The organism is Parasynechococcus sp., assembly GCF_042954325.1.
Lineage (GTDB): Bacteria > Cyanobacteriota > Cyanobacteriia > PCC-6307 > Cyanobiaceae > Parasynechococcus.
Window position 1 is genome coordinate 100,771 of sequence record NZ_JBGKDS010000012.1, and the last position, 21,516, is coordinate 122,286.

Genomic DNA, 21,516 nt, shown 5'->3' on the forward strand with positions numbered 1-21,516 from the left:
CCCTAAAAGGAATGATCAGAACGGCGGTGGAAACGCATACAAATCGGTCGATTGCTCCAGGGGCCAGCGGGCCGAGACGCCGATCTCCAACGAACTCACGGCTGCCCCCCGCTGCAATCGAGCCAACGCTGCAGCGCCAATCATGGCCGCGTTATCGGTGCAATAGGCCAACGGGGCGATCGACACTGCCACCCCCCGTGCCTCTGCCTGGGCCTGCATGGTGCGCCGCAAGCAGGTGTTGGCCGCCACCCCACCAACCATGACCAGGTGGTTCAGCCCTTCATCCGCAACACAGCGCAGGCTGCGTTCCACCAAAACATCGGCAACCACCTGCTCAAAACTGGCCGCCAGATCAGCCAAGGGCAACGGTTCCCGGTCGGCCTGCAAGCGCTCCACCGTGCGCAACATCGCAGTCTTCAAACCGCTGAAGGAAAAGTCATAGGGATGAAAACCTCCCCCGGGAAGAGAAATGCGTCCCTTCGGAAGCGGGAACCGTCGGCGATCTCCCTCCACCGCCACCTCTTGAATGGCCGGCCCGCCCGGGTAACCCAGGCCGAGCAGGCGAGCGACTTTGTCAAAGGCTTCACCGGCCGCATCGTCATGACTTCGCCCCAGGCGGCGCATCGCACCATCGGGTTCGACCCGAATCAGTTCGGTGTGACCACCGCTGACCAGCAAGACCACATAGGGAGGGTCCTGACAACCCTCAGCCAGCCGGACCGAAGCCAGATGCCCCTCCAGGTGATGCACCCCGATGAACGGTCGGCCGTGCAAGGCCGCCAGGGTGCGGCCGGTGACGGACGCCACCATCAGCGCCCCGGCCAAACCAGGGGCGATGGTGGCAGCAACGGCATCCAGCTGATCCCAGCTCAGACCACTGGCCTTGAGCGCCTGGTCAATCAGACCGGGCAGAGCCTCGACATGGCGTCGTGAGGCGATCTCGGGGACGACGCCACCCCAGCGGGCATGCTCCTCAACCTGGGACGCAATTGTTGAGGCCAGCACTGCCATCTTGCCCTCAGCAAGACACACGACAGCCGCCGCCGACTCGTCACAACTTGTTTCGAGGGCAAGCACCGTGGGCATTGGAGTGGAACGCCTCCTCTACTGTCCGCAGAAGACATCCTGCCCAAACGCGGGCAGCCTACAAACAGGAATCGTTCCGATGCGTCGTCTTTTCGCCGTTGTGCTTTCGGCCCTCCTGGTGTTCGGCTTCGCCCCCGTCGCGAAGGCGGATGTGGCCGGTCTGACCCCCTGCTCAGAAAGTGCACGCTTTCAGCAGCGCGCTTCCGCCGCGACCACGCCTCAGGCCAAAGCCCGCTTTGAGATGTACAGCCAAGCCTCCTGTGGAGAGGATGGCCTTCCCCACCTGATCGTTGATGGTCGCTGGAGCCATGCCGGCGACTTTGTCTATCCCGGCTTGATGTTCCTGTACATCACCGGCTGCATTGGCTGGGCAGGCCGTGAGTACCTCAAAGCCAACCGCGGAACCAAGGATCAGTACACCAAGGAAATTCAGATCGATCTGAAGCTTGCTTTCAAGAGCTGCCTGGCCGCTGCCTCCTGGCCCCTCGCTGCCTTCGGTGAATTCACCAGCGGCAAGCTGCTTGAAGACGACAACAAAGTGACCGTCTCTCCTCGCTGAACAGTCGTTTCAAGACTCCCCTACTGAATCCATCTCTCAACTCCCATGCAGAAATTCTTGACCACTGCCCCCGTTGTTGCAGCGATCTGGTTCACCCTCACCGCAGGAATCCTGATTGAGTGGAACCGTTTCTTCCCTGATCTGCTCTTCCACCCGATGTGAACGGCGCTCCTTCAATCTGATCATCAAAGCGGCTGGAACAGCCGCTTTTTTTATGCCGCATCCAGCCTCTGAATCAGCCGAGCTGCATCAGCGCTTCCAACTGGGCCAATGCCGCATCAAGGTCGTCATTCACCACAACGGCATCGAATTCCGATTGCGCCGTCATCTCCTCATGTGCCCGGGCGAGCCGACGGGTGATGGCATCCTCAGAATCCGTGCCACGACCACGGATGCGCCGCTCTAATTCATCAAAACTGGGTGGCGCCAGAAAAATTTGCAGCCCTTCAGCAAATGTGCGGCGCACCTGGCGCGCGCCCTCCAACTCAATCTCCAGCAGGACCGGACGTCCAGCGTCCAACTGCTCAATGACTGGAGCGCGGGGAGTGCCGTAGCAATTTCCAGCGAACTCGGCCCACTCGAGCAAGCCATTGTCCGCAACCAGCCGGTCAAAGGAGTCGCGGGAATGGAAGAAGTAACTCAGCCCATCGTGCTCACCGTCGCGGGGAGAGCGGGTGGTGGCAGAGATGGACAACCAGATCTCGGAATGCTTCTCAAGCAAACGCTTCACCAATGTCCCCTTCCCGACCCCACTGGGACCAGTGATCACGGTGAGGCGTCCTCTGCTGCCGCTCATCCCGGACTCAACAACGGCCAGCAGAGTAGGAAGGCTTGCACTCCAGGCGACAACCACCGTCATGGCCGGGTCAACCCTGCAACAGATTGACCTGACCACCCTGCGGGCCCTGCTATGGGACCTGCGCAGTCGCGTGCTCCCCAGTCGGTTCGAAAAAGCCCAGCAACCGGACAGTTCAACCCTGCAACTGGGTTTCCGCAGTTTGCAAGGCATGACTTGGCTGGAGCTGAGCTGGCAGGCGGACTGTCCGCGGCTGGTGGAAATCTCAGCACCGGCCAAAGTCGGTGCCGGGAGCACCCTGGCGCAACAGCTGCAGCATGGTCTGCGACAGCTCGCCCTTGTGGAGCTGCGCCAACAGGGGTTCGAGCGGGTCGTCGAATTCCGGATGGCCGCCCGACCCGGTGACGCCGTGCAGCGCACGCTGGTCCTGGAGCTGATGGGTCGTCACAGCAATCTTCTGCTTCTTGATGAAGCCCGGCGCGTGATCGCCCTCGGTCGTCAGGTGCGGACGCACCAATCCAGGGTTCGGCCGATCAGTACGGGTGACACTTACGTCCCCCCACCATCCCTGGCCGGGCATCCGCCAAGCCTCGATGAGTCTGTCGACCGTTGGAAGGAACGGCTGCAGTTGTTGCCTCTCCCGCTCAAGCAGGCTCTCCAGCAGAGCTACCAGGGCATCAGCCCAAGCCTGGCCGAACAGCTCGCTGGACATCTGCTGACAACATCCGTCGATGCGCTCAGCGAGCAGGACTGGACAGCGCTCCATCGGCGCTGGAGGCAATGGCTTTCGAGCCTTGCATCGGAGCAGTTCTCGCTGTCGCTCTCACCCTCAGGTCGTTACAGCGTTTGGTGTGACTGCAGCGACGGTCATCCGACGAACCGCCACCTCGCTCTGACCCTTGGCGACTGGTACAGCCAGCGGCTGAACCAACGCCAGCTGACCCAGCACGTGCATGACGTTCGTCAACGCCTCAAGCGATGGCAAGGCAAAGAACAGGCGGTGTTCGATGACCAGAGCCGACGGTTGGAGGACACCACCGATGCGGATGTCCTGCAGCAGAAAGCAGACATGATTCTCTGCCTCCCCGCTCCGAACCGTGATCAGGTGGATGAGGCCCAAAAGCTCTATCGCCGAGCCAAGAAGCTGCGTCGGTCGGTCGCGATTTTGCAGGAGCGCCAGGCTTATCACCGCCAGCGCCTTGACCTGATCGATCAGAGCGAAGCCTTCATCGACGACCTCGAGGCGGCTGGATGGGAAGCGGTGGAGCAACGCCTGCTGGCTCTTCAGACCCTGCGCCTTGAACTCGACGAGTTACTGACCCCCGCCAACCGGCGCGAACAGCGCCGCCAACAACGGACGCAGCGTCCAGCGCCCCTTGAGGTAGCGACCCTGAATGGTGTCACCGTCCAAGTCGGCCGCAATCACCGCCAAAACGAATGGATCAGCCTCCGCCACGCTCGCGGCGGCGACCTCTGGTTTCACGCCCAAGAATGCCCTGGCAGTCACGTTGTGCTCAAGGCGTCCGAAGCGTTGGTCGACGATGCCGACATTCAAGTTGCCGCGGACCTGGCAGCATTGTTCAGCCGCGGTCGCGGCAATGTGCGGGTGCCCATCGTGATGGTGCCCACAGACGACCTCCAACGCATCGCTGGCGCTGGCCCAGGAACCGTCCGACATCGGGGCGGTGACGTGTTGTGGGGCGATCCCCAACGGGGACGCCGCCATCTCGGGGCCGCCGAAGCTCCTAGCCTGGGGGGACCTGGGGTCTGAACGGCCCGGTTCCCTTCAGCACCTGTGTCCGATAGCCCAGACGGTCCCGTCCTTCAACCGCCCCCACCCATCCGGATCGGGCGCGGTCCTGAGCATCCCGAGTTACCCGATGACGTCGAGATGCCATTGGTGGACCACCTCGAAGAGCTGCGTCAGCGGGTGCTGCGGAGCCTCCTCGCGGTTGTGATCGCGGCGGGGGCCTGCCTGATCGCTGTCAAACCTTTGGTGCGTCTGCTGGAGCAGCCCGCCAATGGCATTCACTTCCTGCAACTCGCCCCCGGTGAATTTCTATTCGTTTCCCTCAAGGTGGCGGGCTATGCCGGACTCACCTTTGCGTTGCCCTACATCCTTTATCAAGGCCTGAGGTTTGTCCTGCCAGGACTGACCTTGAACGAACGTCGCTTAATCGCGCCCGCTGTCGCCGCATCCGCCGTTCTCTTCCTGGGGGGCCTGGCGTTTGCCTGGTGGGCACTGGTCCCTGCCGCCCTGCGCTTTCTTGTGAGCTACGGGGCCGATGTGGTGGAACCCCTGTGGTCGATCGAGCGCTATCTCGATTTCGTGTTGCTGTTGATGGTGGCCACCGGGCTCGCCTTCCAGCTTCCAGTGCTGCAGCTTCTGCTGGGCGTGTTGGGTTTGGTGCGCTGGCGGGTGATGCTCGGGGCCTGGCGCTGGGTGATTCTCGGCGCGTCCCTCGCCGGTGCCGTTCTCACCCCGTCGACGGACCCGATCACGATGCTGCTGCTCGCCGGGGCGATCACAGCGTTGTTCTTGATTGGCGTTGGCCTGGTGGCCCTCACCGAGCGGATCAGACCAGAAACTCCTTAAGCAAACTGTCCCCCGCGGCGCCGCTGGACTCCAAATGAAGGCTGAGAGCCTTCCCCAGCCGCGGTTTATCCCGCGTTGAAGCCAGCCAATCCCTAACCTCACCAGCCAAACCAAGACGATTCACAACATCCAGCACTTCGGCGATGTGCTCCCGATAGCTGCTTTCATCCATCGGAAACGACTGTTGCTCGAGATATGCCCACATCACCTGCAGGTAAAGACGGTTGCGCCGAACCACGAGCTGAAGGTCGTAAGTCGCCCGCCAGCGCTGACGTAAGCAGCTAATCAACTCCTCCACATTCAGGGGTGGAGCCGGCGGATCGGGGGTGATGTCAAGCACAGAAACGAGAAAGGCACGGGCTGAGAAAGGCCAGTCGTTGCAAAGCGTGACAGGCCCTTATGCGTCCATAATGATCGCCATTCTGAGCAGGCTGAACGTCCGCCATGACCCAACTCTCCTCGAGCGATGTGCCCGGAATGGGTCGTCGGCAGTTCATGAATCTGCTGACGTTCGGCTCTGTGACTGGGGTCGCCCTGGGTGCCCTCTATCCGGTCGCCAACTACTTCATCCCCCCCAAAGCCGCCGGTAGCGGTGGCGGCACCAGCGCCAAGGATGAACTCGGCAACGCGATCACAGCCAGCGGCTGGCTCTCCACTCACCCTGAGGGTGACCGCAGCCTCGTCCAGGGTCTGAAAGGTGATCCCACCTATCTGATCGTTGAAGGTGAGGACGCGATCGGCAGCTACGGCATCAACGCCATCTGCACGCACCTCGGCTGTGTTGTGCCCTGGAACAGCGGCGCCAACAAGTTCATGTGCCCCTGCCACGGCAGCCAGTACGACGCCACAGGCAAGGTCGTTCGCGGTCCTGCGCCGTTGTCTCTGGCTCTGGCCAACGTCAGCGTTGAGAACGACAACGTCTTCATGAGCCAGTGGACTGAGACCGATTTCCGCACGGGCGACAAGCCCTGGTGGGCCTGATCCTTCCCTCCATCGCCTGCTCCCTCCTCGTCACTGTTCCATGCGTCGTCATCTCTCCCTCCTCGTCGGTTCGATGGTGCTGGGCTTAGCCCTTCTCATCGCACCTGCCGCCAGCTGGGCTTATCCCTTCTGGGCTCAACAGAATTACGAAAGCCCGCGTGAAGCCACCGGAAAGATCGTCTGTGCTAACTGCCACCTGGCGAAAAAACTGACCCAGGCAGAGGTGCCTCAATCCGTTCTTCCGGACAGCGTTTTCACCGCCAGCGTGAAAGTTCCTTATCCGGACGGCACCCAGGAGATCGGCGCTGACGGCAGTGCTGTGCCCCTTCAAGTGGGTGCTGTGGTAATGCTCCCGGACGGCTTCACCCTCGCGCCTCAGGATCGTTGGACTGACGAAATCAAAGAAGAGACCGAGGGTGTCTTCTTTAGCCAATACAGCGACGATCAACCGAACATCCTTCTGGTGGGACCGATCCCCGGTGATGAGCACCAGGAGATCGTCTTCCCTGTGCTGTCACCGGACCCCGCCACCGACAGCAACATCCACTTCGGCAAGTATCAGATCCACGTCGGCGGCAACCGCGGCCGCGGTCAGGTGTACCCGACCGGTGAGAAGAGCAACAACACCGTCTTCACCGCTCCAGCCGCCGGCACCATCGCCGCCATCGACGCCGCTGACGGTGGATCCAGTGTGGTCACGATCAAGGCTGCTGATGGTTCTTCTGCAACCGAGACCATTCCCGTCGGTCCTGAATTGATCGTCAGCATCGGTGATTCCATCGAAGCGGGTGCTCCCCTCACCAACGATCCCAATGTGGGTGGATTCGGTCAGATCGATGCCGAAATCGTTCTTCAGAACCCCGTTCGGATTTACGGACTGCTGGCCTTCTTCGCTGCCGTTGCCCTGGCTCAGATCATGCTTGTACTGAAGAAAAGGCAGATTGAGAAAGTTCAGGCTGCAGAAGGAATCTGAACTTGATGTTCACATCACCCGGGCCCGAGCTTGTTCAGCTTGGGCCTTTTGTTTTGCGTTGGTATGGCCTGCTGATCGCCTGTGCAGTGCTGATCGGCCTCAACCTGTCCAGCTGGTTGGCGCAGCAACGCAAACTTGAAAATGGCCTAATCAGCGATCTCTTACCTCTCCTGGTGCTGTTCTCCGTGATCGGGGCCAGGATCTATTACGTCAGTTTTGAGTGGCGTAACTACTCCGGAAACTGGTTGAGAGCATTCGCCGTCTGGGAAGGCGGCATCGCCATTCACGGGGCCTTACTCGCCGGGACAATCACCCTGATCCTGTTCTGTCGCTGGCGTCGACAATCCTTTTGGACGGTGCTGGATGTGTTGGTTCCATCCATCGCCTTGGGACAGGCCATCGGGCGCTGGGGAAATTTCTTCAACTCAGAAGCATTCGGCGTTCCCACTGACCTGCCCTGGAAATTATTCATTCCCTTTGCCAGTCGACCCCCGCTCTATGCAACGTCGGACTATTTCCATCCGACCTTCCTCTACGAATCCCTCTGGAACTTGGCGTTGTTCATCGGCCTGATGCTTCTGTTCCGGCTCGGAATGCGGCGGCCCTCCGCTCTACCGGCAGGGGCTCTGAGCTGCCTGTATCTCGTCGGTTACAGCCTTGGCCGCGTCTGGATTGAAGGTCTTCGCATCGATCCCCTCTGCATCGGCGCGCTTCCGCCGGCGTGTGAAGGCGGCATCAGGATTGCTCAACTCATGAGCGGGGTGCTGGCAGCTGTTGGCGGCTTCGGCCTCTGGTGGTTGTACGGCCGCAAAAAAAACCTGCCGGATCCGGGCCTGAAGGCCCAAGCCGAGCCAAGCTCCTAGATAGTTGCTGTTCTGCCATGCACCCAGTGAGCTTCGTCGGAGCGGGCCCTGGCGCCCCCGACTTGCTAACGCTGCGTGCTGCGGAACGACTGAAACAGGCTGATCGCCTGATCTGGACGGATTCTTTGATCAATCCGGCCATCGCCCAAATGGCTCCCGCCCATTGCAAGCAGGTCAAGACCAGCACTTTGACCCTGGAACAGGTCATCCCTGAGTTGATCGAAGGGCAGCGCAAGGGCGAACGGGTGGTCCGCCTCCATGACGGTGATCCTTCGCTTTACAGCGCCATCAATGAACAGATCTGCGCACTCAATGACGCGGAGATCCCGGTCGAGGTCATTCCAGGCATCAGCGCGTATCAGGTGACCGCATCCACCCTCGGATGCGAATTAACCATTCCTGGAGTGGTGCAGACCATTGTGTTGAGTCGAACCGGTGGCCGAACCGGAGTCCCTGCCAGTGAGGAGCTCAAGCATCTGAGCGCCTTGAAAGCCAGTCTTTGCCTTTATCTGAGTGCACGGCACGTCGATCACGTTCAGGCGACGCTGGAAGAGCACTACCCCAGCGACACCCCCGTCGCGATCGGATATCGCGTGAGCTGGCCGGATGAACAGATCACTGTTGTGCCCCTGAACGAGATGGCAGCGACGAGTCGCTCCCTGAATCTGATCCGGACCACGTTGTACGTGGTGAGCCCAGCCCTCTCAAGACTGGCCAAGCGATCGAAGCTTTATTCGCCGGAGCACGATCACCTGTTCCGGCCAGCAAAATCGAGCAAGACCGTGGTTTAAGATCCAACGGTGCGGGCGATTAGCACAGTGGTAGCGCACTTCCTTCACACGGAAGGGGTCACTGGTTCGAATCCAGTATCGCCCATATCAATGCAATGCCTGATCCGGGTGATCCCAGGTAGGTGTTAAAGCCTAATTTCCCCCTAGGCTGACGCTGAATGGTGCGGTTGGATCGATGCCCGATGCCCATCAGGGTCCAGAGTCGTCAGCAACGGCTTTGTTGACCATTGGTCAGGCCCTGATGGCCGCGCGGACGAACAAGGGGCTCACGGCAGAACAACTGGCCAATCATCTCCACATCGGGGTTGAGCAGCTCCTGGCCCTGGAGAACGGCAACACATCCGAGTTGCCTGAACCGGTGTTCATTCGGGCGATGGTGCGGCGGATTGCCAGCCATCTCCACATCGACCCTGATCCCCTCGTCGCCCAACTGCAGTCGACGGTGACGGTTCCCTCCCCGACACCAGCGGTTGTGCGGCCGACCCGGACGAACAGACGCCCGTCTCTGCTCTGGTTGATGCCTCTGGTCCTTCTGATCGGAGGAGGGGCCGTCCTGGCCATCAACCGCATGCAACAACCAACAACGGCAACGGTTGAAACTGTGCCAACGCAGTCGGCATCGGACCAACGCCCTCCGGCGGTCAGCCAGCGTGCTGCATCGGTAGAAATCAGCAGCGTTCAACGCACCTGGATCGAACTGCAACGCAACGGTGAAACGGAATTCATGGGATGGCTCGAGGGATCACGCCTCATTGATGATCCCGAGGGCGTCAAAATCTACGCCGGGCGCCCCGATCTCATTGTGGTGAGCCGTGGTGAACAAGCCCCGGCCGCCCTTGGTCCCATCACCCCGCTGCGCTGGTATTCCCTCAGTCCTGAACCTTGACCTTCAGGTTCACACCAAGGGCATCACGCACCACATCGATGCAACTTTCCAGGCTCCACTTCTCCAGACTGAGATTCTGATTTTTGCGTTCTGAATGCAACTCAATGTCGAGCGACATTGGGTGGGCCTTGACACGCAGTGAAGACACCACCGGTTCGGGACGTCGGTCGAGAGCCGCAGCCAACCGCAACAACAACGCCATTTCATTCACAAGTCGACGACTCTGTCGATTGCGCAGAGCTTGCCAGGACTCATGCCTCTTTTTCGGGAGGCTGCGACGGTGATAACGCGCAATCGCCGCCACCATCAAATGTTCTGCTTCTGAGTAACCAAGCAGTTCCCCATGACGGATCAAATACCACGAATGCTTGTGATAAGCGCTGAGATTGATGTGTTGACCGCAGGCATGCAACATTGCCGCGGCCCAAAGCAATTCACGTCCCTGCCCATCATCGTGATGCATCACCCCATGGGTGTGGTCGTAGAGCGTCAAGGCATGGGCAGCAACCCGCTCAGCACGCTTCTGGTTCACCGCGAAGCGCTGCACCTGGTGAATCACAGTGCGCTGGCGGATGCTGCTCTGAAACGTAAAACGATCCTCCAAAAGACCGTGGCGAAGCATCCAATCCACGATCAACCCCTCGCGGAGTGCCCGTTCGCTCAGTATGAGTTCGTCGGCACCCAGCATCTGCATCGTCGTCTGCAGAATCAAGGCGCCGGGAACAATGATTTCCGCCCTGCGTTCGTTCAAGGACGACAGCTCACGCCGTTGACTGGGTGTCAACGCAACAAGCTTTTCAACCACCGCATCCAGCCGCTGCCGGGTGACCCGGTAACCGTTCAATTTCAAGGGTGGGCGGTCTTCCTCCTGAGCCGCGAGGGTGCCGATGGCCATGGCGGTTCCACTCGTCGCCACCAGCACCGGTGTCTCACCGGGTTTGATCCGCCGGCGAACCTTATCGACCGCCGGTTCCAGCGATCCCTGAATAAACGCCTGCAGAAAGGCACGTCGATGGGGAGGAATCGGGTCGTCTTTGACAAAGTCCCGCTGCAGGCGCACCGCTCCCACACGGGTGCTGGTCAGCGCCCTTGCATCACGCCCATCGGCCAGGATCAACTCGGTCGAGCCGCCACCGATGTCCAGCAACAGGTGGGGGCGATCCCCAAACGTCATCCCGGAGAGAACACCGAGATAAATCAGCCTGGCCTCCTCAGGGCCACTGATTAAATCGACATCAAGGCCGAGTTCATCCTTGATCAACTGAAGAAAATCCCGCCCGTTGGGCGCTTCACGAACCGCGCTGGTGGCGGCCGTCAGGATCTGCTCAACCTGATGACTATGGGCGAGATCCCTGAAGCGACGCAGGGTTTCAAAGCCCCGCTGGATGGCCGCCTCACTGAGGGCACCCGTCTCAGGGTCGCGCTCGCCGAGGCGGGTCGTGGATTTCTCCGCCTGAATGATGCTGAAGGTCTTTAACTTCGCATCGACCGATGCCACCAACAGATGGGTGGAATTGGTTCCAATATCAATGGCCGCTACACGGCGCAGGGTGGGGACGGTGCTCTGAAGATCAGCCTCGGCGTCGAGCATCGTCAGCCCTGCGGCGAACTGGTTGCACTCTGGCATTGGCATCTGACAATCCAGTGCCCTGACTAGGGTTTGTCAAAGTTCCGTTGTTGTGAGAGATCGCCTTCTGCCAACCGCACTCCAGCCCTGGCTGGAACTCCTGCGATGGCACAAGCCAACCGGTCGTCTCATTCTGTTGATCCCTGCTGGATGGGCCCTGTGGCTGACTCCATCGGCCCCTCCATCGCTTGCCCTCATCCTCCAGATCATGGTCGGCGGGTTGGCCGTCAGTGCAGCCGGTTGCATCGCGAACGACCTCTGGGATCAGCGGATTGATGCCCAGGTGGAACGCACGACTCAACGGCCACTGGCACGGGGAGCCATCCGCCCGGCATCGGCCATCCGGCTGCTGCTGATTCTGCTCGTGGTCAGCCTGGTGGTCGTGCTGACACTTCCCCGCAACAGCCTGCTGCTCTGCTTCTGCCTGGCGGTCTTGGCCCTGCCCCCAATCCTCCTGTACCCATCGGCGAAACGCTGGTTCGCCTATCCGCAGTTGGTGCTGGGCATTTGCTGGGGATTTGCCGTTTTGATTCCCTGGGCCGCAGCGGAAGCCAGCTTGTCGGTGTCTGGTCCCTTGATCGGCTGCTGGCTGGCGACCGTGATTTGGACGTTTGGCTTCGACACGGTATATGCCATGGCCGACCGCCGGGATGACGCTGCCCTGCACCTGCGCAGCAGCGCACTCAGCCTGGGCACAGCAGTGGTGCCCGCCGTTCGACTCTCCTATGGACTCAGTTGCGGCGCCCTCGCCGCCGCGGCCGCCCTCTCGGGAACCGGGCCTCTGTTCTGGCCGATCTGGTTGATCGCCTCGACGTTGATGCAGGTGAGCTGCCGTGGGCTCTCCCGCGCAGGGGCAGGGATTCCGGTCTTCGGGACCCACTTCCGACATCAAGCCCAGCTCGGGGCGTTGCTGTTGCTCGGCCTCATCCTTGGCAAGGCCGTCGGCGGATGAGCACCCAGCGTTGGCCAAGCCCGGTGCCGCTGCGTCGAGGCGACTGGGTGCACGTTGCCGCCACCAGCTCCGCCCTCGATGGCGATCAGGCCCTGCTGGACGGACTGACCGTGCTGGAAGGTTGGGGGTTGCGGGTCGATCGACCTGAGCTGAGTGCCCGGCGCTGGGGATATTTTGCGGGCACCGATCAACAACGCCGGAACGATCTGATCACCGTTCCAAGGGAAGCCAAACTCTTGGCCTGCGCCCGTGGTGGCTGGGGAGCGGCGCGATTGCTCGAAAGCAGTCTTCCTTGGCACCAGGGCTGGCTGCTGGGGTTTTCCGACATCACCGCCCTGCTGTGGTCCCGCCTGGCGGCGGGCCATGCCGGAGGTGTGCATGGTCCCTTGCTCACCACGCTGGCGGCCGAACCCCAGTGGAGTCAGCAGCGCTTGCAACAGCTGCTGTTCGGAGAAGCCGTACCCGACCTCCACGGGGACGGTCTTGGCGGTGGACGGGTTCAAGGGCCCCTCATTGCCGCCAATCTGACCGTGGCCAGCCACCTGATCGGGTCTGGCCACGTGCCGGACCTGAACGGCGCGATCCTGATCCTGGAGGATGTCGGCGAAGCGCCGTACCGCATCGATCGCCTGTTGACCCATTGGCGCCTGAGCGGGTTGCTCCAGAAGGTGGCAGGAATCGGCTTCGGCAGCTTCAGCGGATGTGACGACGACAGCAGACCCAGTGATCAGTGCTTCACCCTCCAGGAGGTTCTGCGGGAGCGCACGGATGACCTGGGCATCCCTCGGGTGATGGCTCTCCCCGTCGGACATGTCTGTGGCAATGCAGCACTGACCCTGGGGGCCATGGCGGAGCTGGATGGCGACAGGGGTCGGCTCAGCCTGCTGACCTGAGGGCCAGGACCGCATCCGCCACCGTCAGGTCAAATGGAGTTGTGACCTTGATGTTGGCCGGGCCGGCATCAAGCACCTGCACGTCCCAACCCAATCGCTCATAGAGCGAAGCGTCGTCGGTGACGGACCAGCCCTGACGCTCCGCTTCGGCATGGCCCCTCCGCAGTTGCTCAACACGGAACGCCTGGGGGGTTTGCGCAGCCCAAAGCTCAGCTCGATCAGGGGTCGCCGTAATCACACCATCGCCGTTGACCCGTTTGATCGTGTCGGTCACAGGTGTCGCGGCAATCACCGCCTGCCCCTCTCTCACAGCCTGGGCGCAACGGTCGAACAGATCCGGCTCCGCCAGGCATCTGGCGCCGTCATGGATCAGCACATGTTCAGCCCCGTCGGGAAGTCCCGCCAGCCCACGCTGCACCGACTCCTGACGGGTGGCCCCACCCTGAATCCAACAAAGCGGTTTAGCCGCCCCTGGAGCCACGGCCATGATCGCCTCGCGGTCGATTTCCTGGCCGACAATCCCGATCCAGCGAATCGCCGGCGCAGCCAACGCAGCCTCCAGGGTCCAGGCGATGACGGGTCTCCCTCGGAGGGGAAGCAGCAGCTTGTTGCGATCCGCACCCATCCGGCGACCACTGCCTGCTGCGGCGATCAACAGATGCACAAGCGACTCCTGCCGCTGGCAGGCGGAAACGGCCTCCATACAATCAGCTCGCTTACGTCCTGAGGCGGTTTGATGCGGGTTCTTGTCCTCAGCCCGGGCCAACTGCATGACCAGCTGCGTCGTTTGCCGGCGATTGCCGCGGTTGGCCAGCAGTTGCAAGCCAGCGTTCAGGTGGCCTGCGCCCCAGGCGTTCGTGCGGTTTGGGACCTGCTGCCAAGCCTCGAGAAGGTGATCCCCTTCGACTTCGAAAGCAACCCCACCCTGGCCGACTGGGCCAATCTTCTGGGCAACGTGCGTGAACCGGACTTTCAGGTTTGCCTGAATTTTTCGGAAGGACAGCAGGTGAACCTGATGTTGTCGATGAGCCACATCCCGACACGGATTGCTGAACGTGGCTTCGCCAGCACCGAGACCGTGGTGCCAGGGTCGGGTGGGTGGCCTGCTCAGACCTTGGCGCCCTATCTGACACCTCTGGGTTGCGAGCTGAATGCCGATCAATTCCGGCTGTCTCTCCCGGCCGCAGAACTGGATGAGATCCGCGCCAGCCAACCCTCCGGTGATGGCCCCCTGCTGTTGCTGGCACCGAATGGCAAGGACGATGACTGGCCAGCGGCTTGCTGGGAGCAGCTGCCCTCCACCATTCGCAATCGACTCGGAAGCCTGCGCAGCGCCACCGTGCCTGCCGCACAGCCCCTGCGACGGCGGGCCGCAGCCATCGCCTGTGCGGATGTCGTCCTCAGCAGCTGTGCGGTCAGCCAGACCCTCGCCGCGTATTGCGGCACCCCGCTTGTGGCCCTTGGGGCGACAGCTGACGACTTACCCCAACGGGGGGACATTCGAAGTCTCGGAAGCGCCTCCCAATTGAACGAACTCGATGAAGCGTCGGTCCTTTCGGCCCTGGGATTCTGATCCCCGCGGGACGTCTGGACGCCGCTTGCGTCATCGTCGCTCGCTGTTGACCATCACGGCCCCCTGGCAGGGGCCAGTGATCGCCTTGATGACCGTGGTGCTGGCAGGGGCCTGCGGCTACCGCCTCACCGAAGGATGGGACTGGGGGGATTGCTTCTGGATGGTGTTGATCACAGTCAGCACCATTGGTTACGGAGAAGTGCAGCCGCTCACCCCGGAGGGTCGCCTCGTCACCGTCCTGATTGTGGTCGGCGGGGTGATCGTGGTCCAGCTGATCATTCAGCGCGTCCTGGGATTGACGGAATCGGGATACTTCCGACAGTTGCGGGAGCTCCGCTTTCAGCAGAGATTGCAACGCATGAAACACCACGTCATTCTCTGTGGTTATGGCCGCATCGGCCAGGAGATCGCCGCCCAACTGCAGCGGGACCAGGTTCCCCTGGTTGTGATTGAAACCGACCCCAACCGTGAGGCCATCGCATCAAGTGCTGGTCTTCAGGTGTTGCAGGCCGATGCAACGGTGGATGAAACCTTGCTCGATGCCGGTCTTGAACACTGCCGCAGCTTGGTCGCCGCGCTTCCAGGTGATGCAGCCAACCTCTATGTCGTGCTGAGTGCACGGGGGCTCAAACCGGACTGCCGCCTGATCGCCCGGGCGAACAGTGATGAAGCTGCCGCGAAATTACGGCTCGCCGGCGCTTCTGTTGTGGTGAGCCCCTATGTCGCCGGTGGACGGGTGATGGCGGCTTCTGCCCTCAGGCCGCTGGCCTTGAACTTCATGGAACTTCTCGCCGGCTCTGATTACGAAATCGAGGAATTCCAACTCAGCCATGACCCCCGCCGTCTACGCAGGATCCAAGGGTTAAGCCTGGCCGAACTGGAGCTTGGCAAACGCAGCGGCGCCCTGGTGCTGGCGATTCGAGACCAGCATGGCCTGATTGCCAACCCCGGCGGTGACACCCTTCTGGCCCCCGGCCAACTCTTGATCGTGCTTGGCAGTCAGGGGCAACTCAGCCAATTCCTCGCTCAGCTCGGCGATGCCGTGGAAGGCATCGAAACGATGACCAGTTGAACCCGACCACGATCGATCCGTACGATCCATCGATCGCAATGGCCTCCATGTCCTCCTCCGCATCGCTCGACGGTCAGACCGCTCTGGTCACTGGAGGTGGTCGCGGGATCGGTCGAGCCATCGCCATTGCCCTGGCTGAAGCTGGGGCTGAGGTGGTGGTGAACTACGCCAATTCAGCCTCAGCGGCTGAAGCCGTGGTGGAGCAGATCAGCAGCGCTGGTGGTTCGGCCTATGCCCTCAAGGCCAACGTCGCCGTTGAAGCCGAGGTGGATGGTCTGATCAAGGCCGTGCTGGACCGCAGCGGCCGGTTGGATGTGCTGGTGAACAACGCCGGCATCACCCGCGACGGCTTGCTGATGCGGATGAAAACCGAGGACTGGCAGGCCGTGATCGACCTCAATTTGAGTGGTGTTTTCCTCTGCAGCCGCGCCGTCGCCAGACCGATGCTGAAGCAGAAGAGCGGCCGCATCATCAACATCACGTCCGTTGTGGGACTGATGGGTAACGCCGGTCAGGCCAACTACGCCGCCGCCAAAGCCGGTGTGATCGGACTGACGAAAAGCACCGCCAAAGAACTAGCCAGCCGAGGCATCACCGTGAACGCGGTCGCACCTGGCTTCATTGCCACGGATATGACCAAGGATCTGAATGCAGAGCTGATTCTCAAGGACATCCCACTCGGCACCTTTGGCACCCAGGAGCAGGTTGCCGGGGCCGTCCGCTTCCTGGCCGCCGATCCCGCCGCCGCTTACATCACCGGCCAAGTTCTTCAGGTGGACGGGGGCATGGTGATGGCCTGAGCTCGATTCAGGAGCGTTCAGCATCGATCGGTTGCGCCAACTCATCACGCAGGCGGCGGATGCGCTGCAGCAGCCGCAAACGTCTGCTGCGCTCCGTGGCCGTTAAAAACACGCGAAGTGGGATGTAAACCAGTGCCATGGCACCGGCCGTCCCCGCCATCAGAACGAAGAAAACGGTGCCTGAATCGTTCATATCCGGACCATAACCAGCCAGTACTGGCCTGCCATCACCGCAGGACAGAGCATTCGGCTTTCACCACCGTTCCCCCCCTGCACGAAGCCACCGGTGCTGTGGGACAGTGCACGACGGCTCATCCGCGACCATGGCCAAACTTCTTTCTTTCTCTGACGATTCCCGGAGCTCCCTCGAACGCGGGGTTGATGCACTGGCCAACGCCGTGCGCGTCACCATCGGCCCCCGTGGTCGCAATGTCGTTCTCGAGAAGAAGTTCGGCGCCCCGGACATCGTGAATGACGGCGACACCATCGCCCGCGAAATCGAGCTCGATGACCCCTTCGAGAATCTCGGAGCCAAGCTGATCCAGCAGGTCGCGTCTCGGACCAAGGAAAAGGCTGGAGACGGAACGACAACAGCCACGGTGTTGGCCCAGGCCATGGTCCGTGAAGGACTGCGCAACACCGCAGCAGGTGCCAGCCCCGTTGAACTGCGTCGCGGCATGGAGATTGCTGTGGCCCACGTCGTCAACGGTCTCGCTGAACGCAGCCAACAAGTCGCCGGGGATGCGATCCAACAGGTCGCCACAGTCAGTTCAGGTGGTGACGACGAAGTCGGCCGCATGATCTCGGAGGCCATGGAACGCGTCAGCGTTGACGGCGTGATCACGGTGGAAGAATCGAAATCGCTGGCCACTGAGCTCGAGGTCACCGAAGGGATGGCCTTCGACCGCGGCTACAGCTCCCCGTATTTCGTCACCGACGGCGATCGCCAGATCTGTGAATTTGAAAACGCGCTGCTGCTGCTGACCGATCGCAAGGTCAGCGCCGTCACCGATCTGGTCCCGGTGCTGGAAGAGGTCCAGAAAAGTGGAACTCCCTTGCTGATCCTGGCTGAGGAAGTGGACGGCGAAGCCCTCGCCACCCTGGTGGTCAATAAGAACCGCGGTGTTCTCCAGGTGGCCGCCGTGCGTGCACCCTCGTTCGGGGAGCGCCGGAAGGCGGCCTTGGCCGACATCGCAATCCTGACCGGCGCAACCGTGATCAGTGAAGACAAGGCGATGACCCTCGACAAGGTCACCCTCGCCGATCTCGGCAAGGCGCGTCGGATCACGATCGGGAAAGAAAGCACAACGATCGTGGCCAACGATGACCACCGCGATGCCGTCCAGGAGCGCGTGGCCGCGATCCGCCGCGAACTCGATGCGACCGACTCCGAGTACGACCGCGAAAAGCTCTCCGAGCGGATCGCCAAGTTGGCCGGTGGTGTCGCCGTGATCAAGGTCGGTGCACCGACGGAGACCGAACTCAAAAACCGCAAGCTGCGCATCGAGGATGCGCTCAATGCCACCCGCGCAGCTATCGAAGAAGGGATCGTCGCCGGTGGTGGCAGCACCCTGCTGACCCTGGCGGACAGCCTGGATGCCATTGCCAGTTCGCTCGACGGTGACCAGCGCACGGGCCTCGAAATCGTGCAACGGGCCCTGACCGCTCCGGTCCATCAGATCGCGACCAATGCCGGAGAAAACGGTGATGTGGTGATCGCTGCCATGCGTGAGTCAGGCCAAGGCTTCAATGCCCTGACCGGTGGCTATGAAGATCTGCTGACAGCAGGAATCGTGGACGCCACGAAGGTTGTTCGCCTTGCCCTTCAGGACTCCGTCTCCATCGCATCCCTGCTGATCACAACGGAAGTGGTCATCGCTGACAAACCCGAACCAGAGGCTGCAGCACCTGCTGAAGGTGGTGATCCCATGGGTGGCATGGGCGGAATGGGTGGCATGGGCGGAATGGGCATGCCCGGCATGGGTGGCATGGGCATGCCCGGCATGATGTGAGCCTCAACCAGCCAGTTGCCGGCAATAGGCGGTCACCTGAAGATCAATTCCGGTGATCGCCGTTCCCACAACGACGTTGTCGGCACCGGCGGTGATGGCAGCACGCGCGGCGGCGGGGGAGGCGATCCCTCCCTCAGCAATCAGCCGGACATCCGCAGGCAGATCCCTGCGCAGATCAGCGAGCAGATGCAGTCCGGGAGGGGTTTGCTCAACGGTGTCCTCCGTGTAGCCAAACAGGGTGGTCCCGACCCAGTCACAGCCGAGGGAGGCAGCCCTCAATCCATTGGCAACACTGTCGACATCGGCCATCAGGGGTGCCTGCAGGTCTGACTTGGCTCGGGCGATCAGATCGGCGAGATCCTGCTGGTCCGGCCGAATCCTGGCCGTGGCGTCGATGGCGATCACATCAGCACCAGCACGCCAAACAGCTTGGATTTCCCGCCATCCCGGAGTGATGTAAACGGAGCTCCCTGGAAACGTGCATTTCCAGAGTCCAATGATCAAGGCATTGGGGCAACGGCGGCGGACAGCACCGATGTGCTCAGGGCTTTCCAGGCGGACGCCAAGGGCTCCATTTCTGAGGGATGCGTCAGCCATGGCCGCGATCACCTCGGGATCTCGCATCGGTGAGCCCTGCGGTGCCTGAACAGACACAATCAGGCCCTTGGCCAGGCCATCAAGACGGGTTGCCATGTTTCTGGTTGATTGGAAAGCGTTAGGACGCCAAGCGATCGATGGCGCTGTCCGTTCCAGGAAGCCAGCGTCGCAGGGACCTTGGAGTACTCAGAGGGGGAGTACTGAGAGAGGGAGTCCTGAGGGTTGGAGTCCTCGTAGGCGCAGAGGTTGTCTCTGCTGCTGCAATGGCAGCACGGGTCTTGACCCCGGAAGAGTGCAGCTTGGCGTTGACCCGTTCCAGCAATCCAGCCGATTGCACCGGCTCATCAACCCGCTCGGGCAAGGCCTCAGAGGGCTCGAGCTCCTTCAACGCTTCGATACCGAAGCGATGGACCAGCTGGCTGCGCATCAACAACGCTTCCGGCTCACGGCCCTGCTGTTCAGCCTCTTGAATCCGTTGGACAAGCTCGCTCTGACGCGATGCAACCGATGGGAGCGATGACTTGGGCACGGGCTTCAGGTGAGTTTGCGGTTGAGCAGGGGACGGATCAAAAGGAACAGTCCGAGGGTGAGCACCGTCAGGATCAGGAGGCAGTTCTGACCCGTGACATCCCCATACGGAGCCTCGAGCAGAACAGCTGAAAGATCGATCGGACCCTGGTAGGCGGCACGAATGGGCTCAATCGCGAAGGTAAGGGGATTCAACGATGCAAGCCAGCCCAACCAACCGGGCATAAACGAAAGCGGAGCCAGTGCGGTGCTGGCAAACAACAACGGCAGGTTCGCCACAAAGATCACCGCAATCAGTTCGATGTGGCCGGGCAAGGCAAAGGCCAAACCGAGACTCAATGCCGTCACGGCGAACACCAGAAGCAACAACGTGACCACAACGATCAGCAATCCGGCTCCCCCGGGCCAGCCGTACCCCAAAACAGCAGCGGTGCCCATGATCGCGAGGCTCTGAACAAGGCTCAATGCGGTGATGTAGATGACTGAGGCCAACACGATCGAACTGCGACTGCGCAGGGGAGCCACGAGCAGGCGATTGAGGAAACCGAATTCACGGTCGAACATCACCGGCAGACCGGCATTGAGCGCAGCGCTGAATGCCGTGAAAACGATCACCCCCGCTCCAAGGAAACGGCCATAGCTCATGCCACCGGGCAACAGGCCTTCAGGAGCGTTGGCAAACAGAGCTCCAAACAAGATCAACCAGATCAGTGGTTGGAGCACACCGGCCACCAGCGTCGACGGACGCCGGGTGAGTTGCAAAAACAGCCGACGGGTCAGGGCGAATGTTTCCTGCCAGAGCTCGGCGAGTGCCCCTGCATCGGCACGATCAGTGGCGGAGGCGTGGCTGGTGCTGGTCATCGCGGTGGCATCGAGACGGGGAACAGGGGAGACCAAGTGATCACATCGACTGACGTCGTTCCTGCTTGGCATCGCGCTGGCCAGCGACGGCCAGTTCGGCATCCATCAGCGTTCGTCCGGTGGCCTGCAGGTAGACATCATCCAGGCTGGGGCGGCTCTGGGCCAAGGCGAACACCGAAAGATTCTCCTCATCCAACCGCTGCCGTAAACGATCGATGACCTCAGGGCCTTCGATCACAAGATTGAGCGAATAACCCTGGGCTCGATTGATCACCACGCGTCGCACCCCGTTCACTGGCTGGAGCAGGGCCTGAACCATCAACGCCTCACTTTCTTGGCTGAATTCACGAACGCGCAGCGTGAGGCGATCCCCACCGAGATCTTGTTTCAGAGCCTCCGGCGACCCTTCAGCAATCACCGTTCCAGCGTCGATGATCGCCATGCGGTCCGCCAGTGCTTCAACCTCCTCGAGGTAATGGCTGCTGAGCAACACACTGGTACCCGATTGAACGAGATCCCGCAGCAGGCTCCAGATCGCAGCACGGCTTTCGATGTCCAGACCCACGGTGGGTTCATCGAGCACCAACAGGCGCGGGCGATGCAAAAGCCCGGTGGCGAGGTCGAGGCGACGGCGCATGCCTCCGGAATAGGTACCGCAGCGCCGATCGATCCAATCAGCCATGGCCAGGCACTCGATCAGTTCATCAATCCGACGATCGCGATCACGGCGGGGCAGGTGATAGAGATCACCCTGAAGTTGCATCAGCTCCCGACCGGTGAGGATCTTGTCGATCGCCACCTCCTGTGCGACATAGCCGAGGGCACAACGGACCGCACGGGGGTCCTGAACAGCATCGATACCGGCGACACGCACGGAACCGCTGTCGGGTGCCAGCAACGTGGCCAAAATTCTGAGCGTTGTGGTCTTGCCGGCACCATTGGGACCAAGCAGGCCATAAAGACAGCCCTCAGGAACGCTGAGGGATAGGCCTTGAAGAGCGTTGACGCTGCCGTAGGCCTTGTGAAGCTGCTGCAGTTCAATCAACGCCATCGAGGCCCGTGATGCGATA

The 21,516-nt window shown here is 61.4% G+C and carries 25 protein-coding genes and 1 tRNA gene; 16 read left to right on the forward strand and 10 right to left on the reverse strand.

What is annotated here, in order from left to right:
- Positions 1 to 15 precede the first annotated feature (15 nt).
- Positions 16 to 1,086: a tRNA (adenosine(37)-N6)-threonylcarbamoyltransferase complex transferase subunit TsaD gene (tsaD, locus tag ACGVKB_RS01570; RefSeq protein WP_392349507.1), complete on the reverse strand. Its 1,071-nt coding sequence runs from the start codon at positions 1,084 to 1,086 to the stop codon at positions 16 to 18.
- A 79-nt stretch (positions 1,087 to 1,165) separates the two neighbouring features.
- Here tsaD and ACGVKB_RS01575 point away from each other — a divergent pair, with 79 nt between their 5' ends.
- On the forward strand, positions 1,166 to 1,645 hold the full coding sequence (locus ACGVKB_RS01575) for a Photosystem I reaction center subunit III (RefSeq protein ID WP_392349508.1): 480 nt from the start codon (positions 1,166 to 1,168) through the stop codon (positions 1,643 to 1,645).
- 45 nt (positions 1,646 to 1,690) lie between these two features.
- Positions 1,691 to 1,807, forward strand: coding sequence for a photosystem I reaction center subunit IX (gene psaJ / locus ACGVKB_RS01580; RefSeq protein WP_007098612.1), 117 nt, complete (start codon positions 1,691 to 1,693; stop codon positions 1,805 to 1,807).
- Between the two features lie 73 nt (positions 1,808 to 1,880).
- Here the strand turns inward: psaJ and gmk are convergent, their stop codons facing one another.
- Entirely contained in the window at positions 1,881 to 2,441 is a 561-nt protein-coding gene (gene gmk, locus ACGVKB_RS01585; protein ID WP_392349586.1) for a guanylate kinase, read from the reverse strand.
- 61 nt (positions 2,442 to 2,502) lie between these two features.
- On the opposite strand from gmk, the gene ACGVKB_RS01590 reads away from it, so the two are divergent.
- On the forward strand, positions 2,503 to 4,212 hold the full coding sequence (locus ACGVKB_RS01590; protein ID WP_392349509.1) for an NFACT family protein: 1,710 nt from the start codon (positions 2,503 to 2,505) through the stop codon (positions 4,210 to 4,212).
- 120 nt (positions 4,213 to 4,332) lie between these two features.
- Complete coding sequence (tatC, locus tag ACGVKB_RS01595; RefSeq protein ID WP_392349587.1) at positions 4,333 to 5,037, forward strand: twin-arginine translocase subunit TatC; 705 nt, start codon at positions 4,333 to 4,335, stop codon at positions 5,035 to 5,037.
- Here the strand turns inward: tatC and ACGVKB_RS01600 are convergent.
- Positions 5,018 to 5,377 carry a DUF3067 family protein gene (locus ACGVKB_RS01600; protein WP_392349510.1) on the reverse strand — a complete coding sequence of 120 codons (360 nt, stop codon included), beginning with the start codon at positions 5,375 to 5,377 and terminating at the stop codon, positions 5,018 to 5,020. The two genes, tatC and ACGVKB_RS01600, sit on opposite strands and share 20 nt — an antisense overlap.
- Before the next feature lie 104 nt (positions 5,378 to 5,481).
- On the opposite strand from ACGVKB_RS01600, the gene petC reads away from it, so the two are divergent.
- The 6 genes from petC to ACGVKB_RS01630 all read left to right on the forward strand — a co-directional run bounded on the left by petC (position 5,482) and on the right by ACGVKB_RS01630 (position 9,531).
- A complete protein-coding gene (gene petC / locus ACGVKB_RS01605; protein WP_392349511.1) occupies positions 5,482 to 6,018 on the forward strand; it encodes a cytochrome b6-f complex iron-sulfur subunit in 537 nt (178 codons plus the stop codon).
- Positions 6,019 to 6,058: 40 nt separating this feature from the next.
- On the forward strand, positions 6,059 to 6,991 hold the full coding sequence (gene petA / locus ACGVKB_RS01610; RefSeq protein WP_392349512.1) for a cytochrome f: 933 nt from the start codon (positions 6,059 to 6,061) through the stop codon (positions 6,989 to 6,991).
- Positions 6,992 to 6,996: 5 nt separating this feature from the next.
- Entirely contained in the window at positions 6,997 to 7,854 is an 858-nt protein-coding gene (gene lgt, locus ACGVKB_RS01615; RefSeq protein ID WP_392349513.1) for a prolipoprotein diacylglyceryl transferase, read from the forward strand.
- A gap of 17 nt (positions 7,855 to 7,871) precedes the next feature.
- On the forward strand, positions 7,872 to 8,645 hold the full coding sequence (gene cobM, locus ACGVKB_RS01620) for a precorrin-4 C(11)-methyltransferase (RefSeq protein WP_392349514.1): 774 nt from the start codon (positions 7,872 to 7,874) through the stop codon (positions 8,643 to 8,645).
- 13 nt (positions 8,646 to 8,658) lie between these two features.
- Positions 8,659 to 8,730: transfer RNA gene (locus ACGVKB_RS01625), tRNA-Val, on the forward strand.
- A gap of 90 nt (positions 8,731 to 8,820) precedes the next feature.
- Positions 8,821 to 9,531 (forward strand): helix-turn-helix domain-containing protein, encoded by a 711-nt coding sequence (locus tag ACGVKB_RS01630; protein ID WP_392349515.1) that lies wholly within the window; start codon positions 8,821 to 8,823, stop codon positions 9,529 to 9,531.
- Here ACGVKB_RS01630 and ACGVKB_RS01635 read toward each other — a convergent pair.
- A complete protein-coding gene (locus ACGVKB_RS01635) occupies positions 9,515 to 11,122 on the reverse strand; it encodes a Ppx/GppA phosphatase family protein (protein ID WP_392349588.1) in 1,608 nt (535 codons plus the stop codon). The genes ACGVKB_RS01630 and ACGVKB_RS01635 overlap by 17 nt on opposite strands.
- An 88-nt stretch (positions 11,123 to 11,210) precedes the next feature.
- Between ACGVKB_RS01635 and ACGVKB_RS01640 the strand changes: the two genes are divergently transcribed.
- On the forward strand, positions 11,211 to 12,110 hold the full coding sequence (locus ACGVKB_RS01640; protein WP_392349516.1) for a 4-hydroxybenzoate polyprenyltransferase: 900 nt from the start codon (positions 11,211 to 11,213) through the stop codon (positions 12,108 to 12,110).
- Entirely contained in the window at positions 12,107 to 13,003 is an 897-nt protein-coding gene (locus ACGVKB_RS01645; RefSeq protein WP_392349517.1) for an LD-carboxypeptidase, read from the forward strand. Before ACGVKB_RS01640 ends, ACGVKB_RS01645 begins: the two co-directional genes overlap by 4 nt.
- Here ACGVKB_RS01645 and ispD read toward each other — a convergent pair.
- Positions 12,987 to 13,667 carry a 2-C-methyl-D-erythritol 4-phosphate cytidylyltransferase gene (gene ispD, locus ACGVKB_RS01650; RefSeq protein ID WP_392349589.1) on the reverse strand — a complete coding sequence of 227 codons (681 nt, stop codon included), beginning with the start codon at positions 13,665 to 13,667 and terminating at the stop codon, positions 12,987 to 12,989. The genes ACGVKB_RS01645 and ispD overlap by 17 nt on opposite strands.
- A gap of 72 nt (positions 13,668 to 13,739) precedes the next feature.
- Here ispD and ACGVKB_RS01655 point away from each other — a divergent pair, with 72 nt between their 5' ends.
- Genes ACGVKB_RS01655 through fabG form a run of 3 tightly spaced genes read left to right on the forward strand, consistent with a single transcriptional unit; the run spans position 13,740 to position 16,448 of the window.
- Positions 13,740 to 14,576 (forward strand): glycosyltransferase family 9 protein, encoded by an 837-nt coding sequence (locus ACGVKB_RS01655; protein ID WP_392349518.1) that lies wholly within the window; start codon positions 13,740 to 13,742, stop codon positions 14,574 to 14,576.
- On the forward strand, positions 14,542 to 15,648 hold the full coding sequence (locus ACGVKB_RS01660; protein WP_392349519.1) for a potassium channel family protein: 1,107 nt from the start codon (positions 14,542 to 14,544) through the stop codon (positions 15,646 to 15,648). Before ACGVKB_RS01655 ends, ACGVKB_RS01660 begins: the two co-directional genes overlap by 35 nt.
- Before the next feature lie 47 nt (positions 15,649 to 15,695).
- Positions 15,696 to 16,448 (forward strand): 3-oxoacyl-[acyl-carrier-protein] reductase, encoded by a 753-nt coding sequence (fabG, locus tag ACGVKB_RS01665; protein WP_392349520.1) that lies wholly within the window; start codon positions 15,696 to 15,698, stop codon positions 16,446 to 16,448.
- A gap of 7 nt (positions 16,449 to 16,455) precedes the next feature.
- Here fabG and ACGVKB_RS01670 read toward each other — a convergent pair whose 3' ends face one another.
- Positions 16,456 to 16,641: a hypothetical protein gene (locus tag ACGVKB_RS01670; RefSeq protein ID WP_392349521.1), complete on the reverse strand. Its 186-nt coding sequence runs from the start codon at positions 16,639 to 16,641 to the stop codon at positions 16,456 to 16,458.
- Between the two features lie 130 nt (positions 16,642 to 16,771).
- On the opposite strand from ACGVKB_RS01670, the gene groL reads away from it, so the two are divergent.
- Positions 16,772 to 18,460 carry a chaperonin GroEL gene (groL, locus tag ACGVKB_RS01675; RefSeq protein WP_392349522.1) on the forward strand — a complete coding sequence of 563 codons (1,689 nt, stop codon included), beginning with the start codon at positions 16,772 to 16,774 and terminating at the stop codon, positions 18,458 to 18,460.
- 3 nt (positions 18,461 to 18,463) lie between these two features.
- Here groL and ACGVKB_RS01680 read toward each other — a convergent pair whose 3' ends face one another.
- From ACGVKB_RS01680 to ACGVKB_RS01695, 4 genes are read right to left on the reverse strand one after another with little or no spacing between them, the layout of a single operon-like run.
- Complete coding sequence (locus ACGVKB_RS01680; RefSeq protein ID WP_392349523.1) at positions 18,464 to 19,153, reverse strand: N-acetylmannosamine-6-phosphate 2-epimerase; 690 nt, start codon at positions 19,151 to 19,153, stop codon at positions 18,464 to 18,466.
- A gap of 22 nt (positions 19,154 to 19,175) precedes the next feature.
- The gene (locus ACGVKB_RS01685; RefSeq protein ID WP_392349524.1) at positions 19,176 to 19,586 is read right to left on the reverse strand and encodes a hypothetical protein; all 411 of its coding nucleotides are present in this window, start codon (positions 19,584 to 19,586) and stop codon (positions 19,176 to 19,178) included.
- A 5-nt stretch (positions 19,587 to 19,591) separates the two neighbouring features.
- Entirely contained in the window at positions 19,592 to 20,446 is an 855-nt protein-coding gene (locus tag ACGVKB_RS01690) for an ABC transporter permease (protein ID WP_392349525.1), read from the reverse strand.
- 40 nt (positions 20,447 to 20,486) lie between these two features.
- Positions 20,487 to 21,497, reverse strand: coding sequence for an ATP-binding cassette domain-containing protein (locus ACGVKB_RS01695; protein ID WP_392349526.1), 1,011 nt, complete (start codon positions 21,495 to 21,497; stop codon positions 20,487 to 20,489).
- Between the last annotated feature and the right edge of the window lie 19 nt (positions 21,498 to 21,516).

Coding starts and splice junctions, on each gene's coding strand:
- tsaD (WP_392349507.1), bottom strand. CDS start 1,086: ATGCCCACGGTGCTTGCCCTCGAAACAAGTTGTGACGAGTCGGCGGCG.
- ACGVKB_RS01575 (WP_392349508.1), top strand. CDS start 1,166: ATGCGTCGTCTTTTCGCCGTTGTGCTTTCGGCCCTCCTGGTGTTCGGC.
- psaJ (WP_007098612.1), top strand. CDS start 1,691: ATGCAGAAATTCTTGACCACTGCCCCCGTTGTTGCAGCGATCTGGTTC.
- gmk (WP_392349586.1), bottom strand. CDS start 2,441: ATGAGCGGCAGCAGAGGACGCCTCACCGTGATCACTGGTCCCAGTGGG.
- ACGVKB_RS01590 (WP_392349509.1), top strand. CDS start 2,503: ATGGCCGGGTCAACCCTGCAACAGATTGACCTGACCACCCTGCGGGCC.
- tatC (WP_392349587.1), top strand. CDS start 4,333: ATGCCATTGGTGGACCACCTCGAAGAGCTGCGTCAGCGGGTGCTGCGG.
- petC (WP_392349511.1), top strand. CDS start 5,482: ATGACCCAACTCTCCTCGAGCGATGTGCCCGGAATGGGTCGTCGGCAG.
- petA (WP_392349512.1), top strand. CDS start 6,059: ATGCGTCGTCATCTCTCCCTCCTCGTCGGTTCGATGGTGCTGGGCTTA.
- lgt (WP_392349513.1), top strand. CDS start 6,997: ATGTTCACATCACCCGGGCCCGAGCTTGTTCAGCTTGGGCCTTTTGTT.
- cobM (WP_392349514.1), top strand. CDS start 7,872: ATGCACCCAGTGAGCTTCGTCGGAGCGGGCCCTGGCGCCCCCGACTTG.
- ACGVKB_RS01630 (WP_392349515.1), top strand. CDS start 8,821: ATGCCCGATGCCCATCAGGGTCCAGAGTCGTCAGCAACGGCTTTGTTG.
- ACGVKB_RS01635 (WP_392349588.1), bottom strand. CDS start 11,122: ATGCTCGACGCCGAGGCTGATCTTCAGAGCACCGTCCCCACCCTGCGC.
- ACGVKB_RS01645 (WP_392349517.1), top strand. CDS start 12,107: ATGAGCACCCAGCGTTGGCCAAGCCCGGTGCCGCTGCGTCGAGGCGAC.
- ACGVKB_RS01655 (WP_392349518.1), top strand. CDS start 13,740: ATGCGGGTTCTTGTCCTCAGCCCGGGCCAACTGCATGACCAGCTGCGT.
- ACGVKB_RS01660 (WP_392349519.1), top strand. CDS start 14,542: ATGAAGCGTCGGTCCTTTCGGCCCTGGGATTCTGATCCCCGCGGGACG.
- fabG (WP_392349520.1), top strand. CDS start 15,696: ATGTCCTCCTCCGCATCGCTCGACGGTCAGACCGCTCTGGTCACTGGA.
- ACGVKB_RS01670 (WP_392349521.1), bottom strand. CDS start 16,641: ATGAACGATTCAGGCACCGTTTTCTTCGTTCTGATGGCGGGGACGGCC.
- groL (WP_392349522.1), top strand. CDS start 16,772: ATGGCCAAACTTCTTTCTTTCTCTGACGATTCCCGGAGCTCCCTCGAA.
- ACGVKB_RS01680 (WP_392349523.1), bottom strand. CDS start 19,153: ATGGCAACCCGTCTTGATGGCCTGGCCAAGGGCCTGATTGTGTCTGTT.
- ACGVKB_RS01690 (WP_392349525.1), bottom strand. CDS start 20,446: ATGACCAGCACCAGCCACGCCTCCGCCACTGATCGTGCCGATGCAGGG.
- ACGVKB_RS01695 (WP_392349526.1), bottom strand. CDS start 21,497: ATGGCGTTGATTGAACTGCAGCAGCTTCACAAGGCCTACGGCAGCGTC.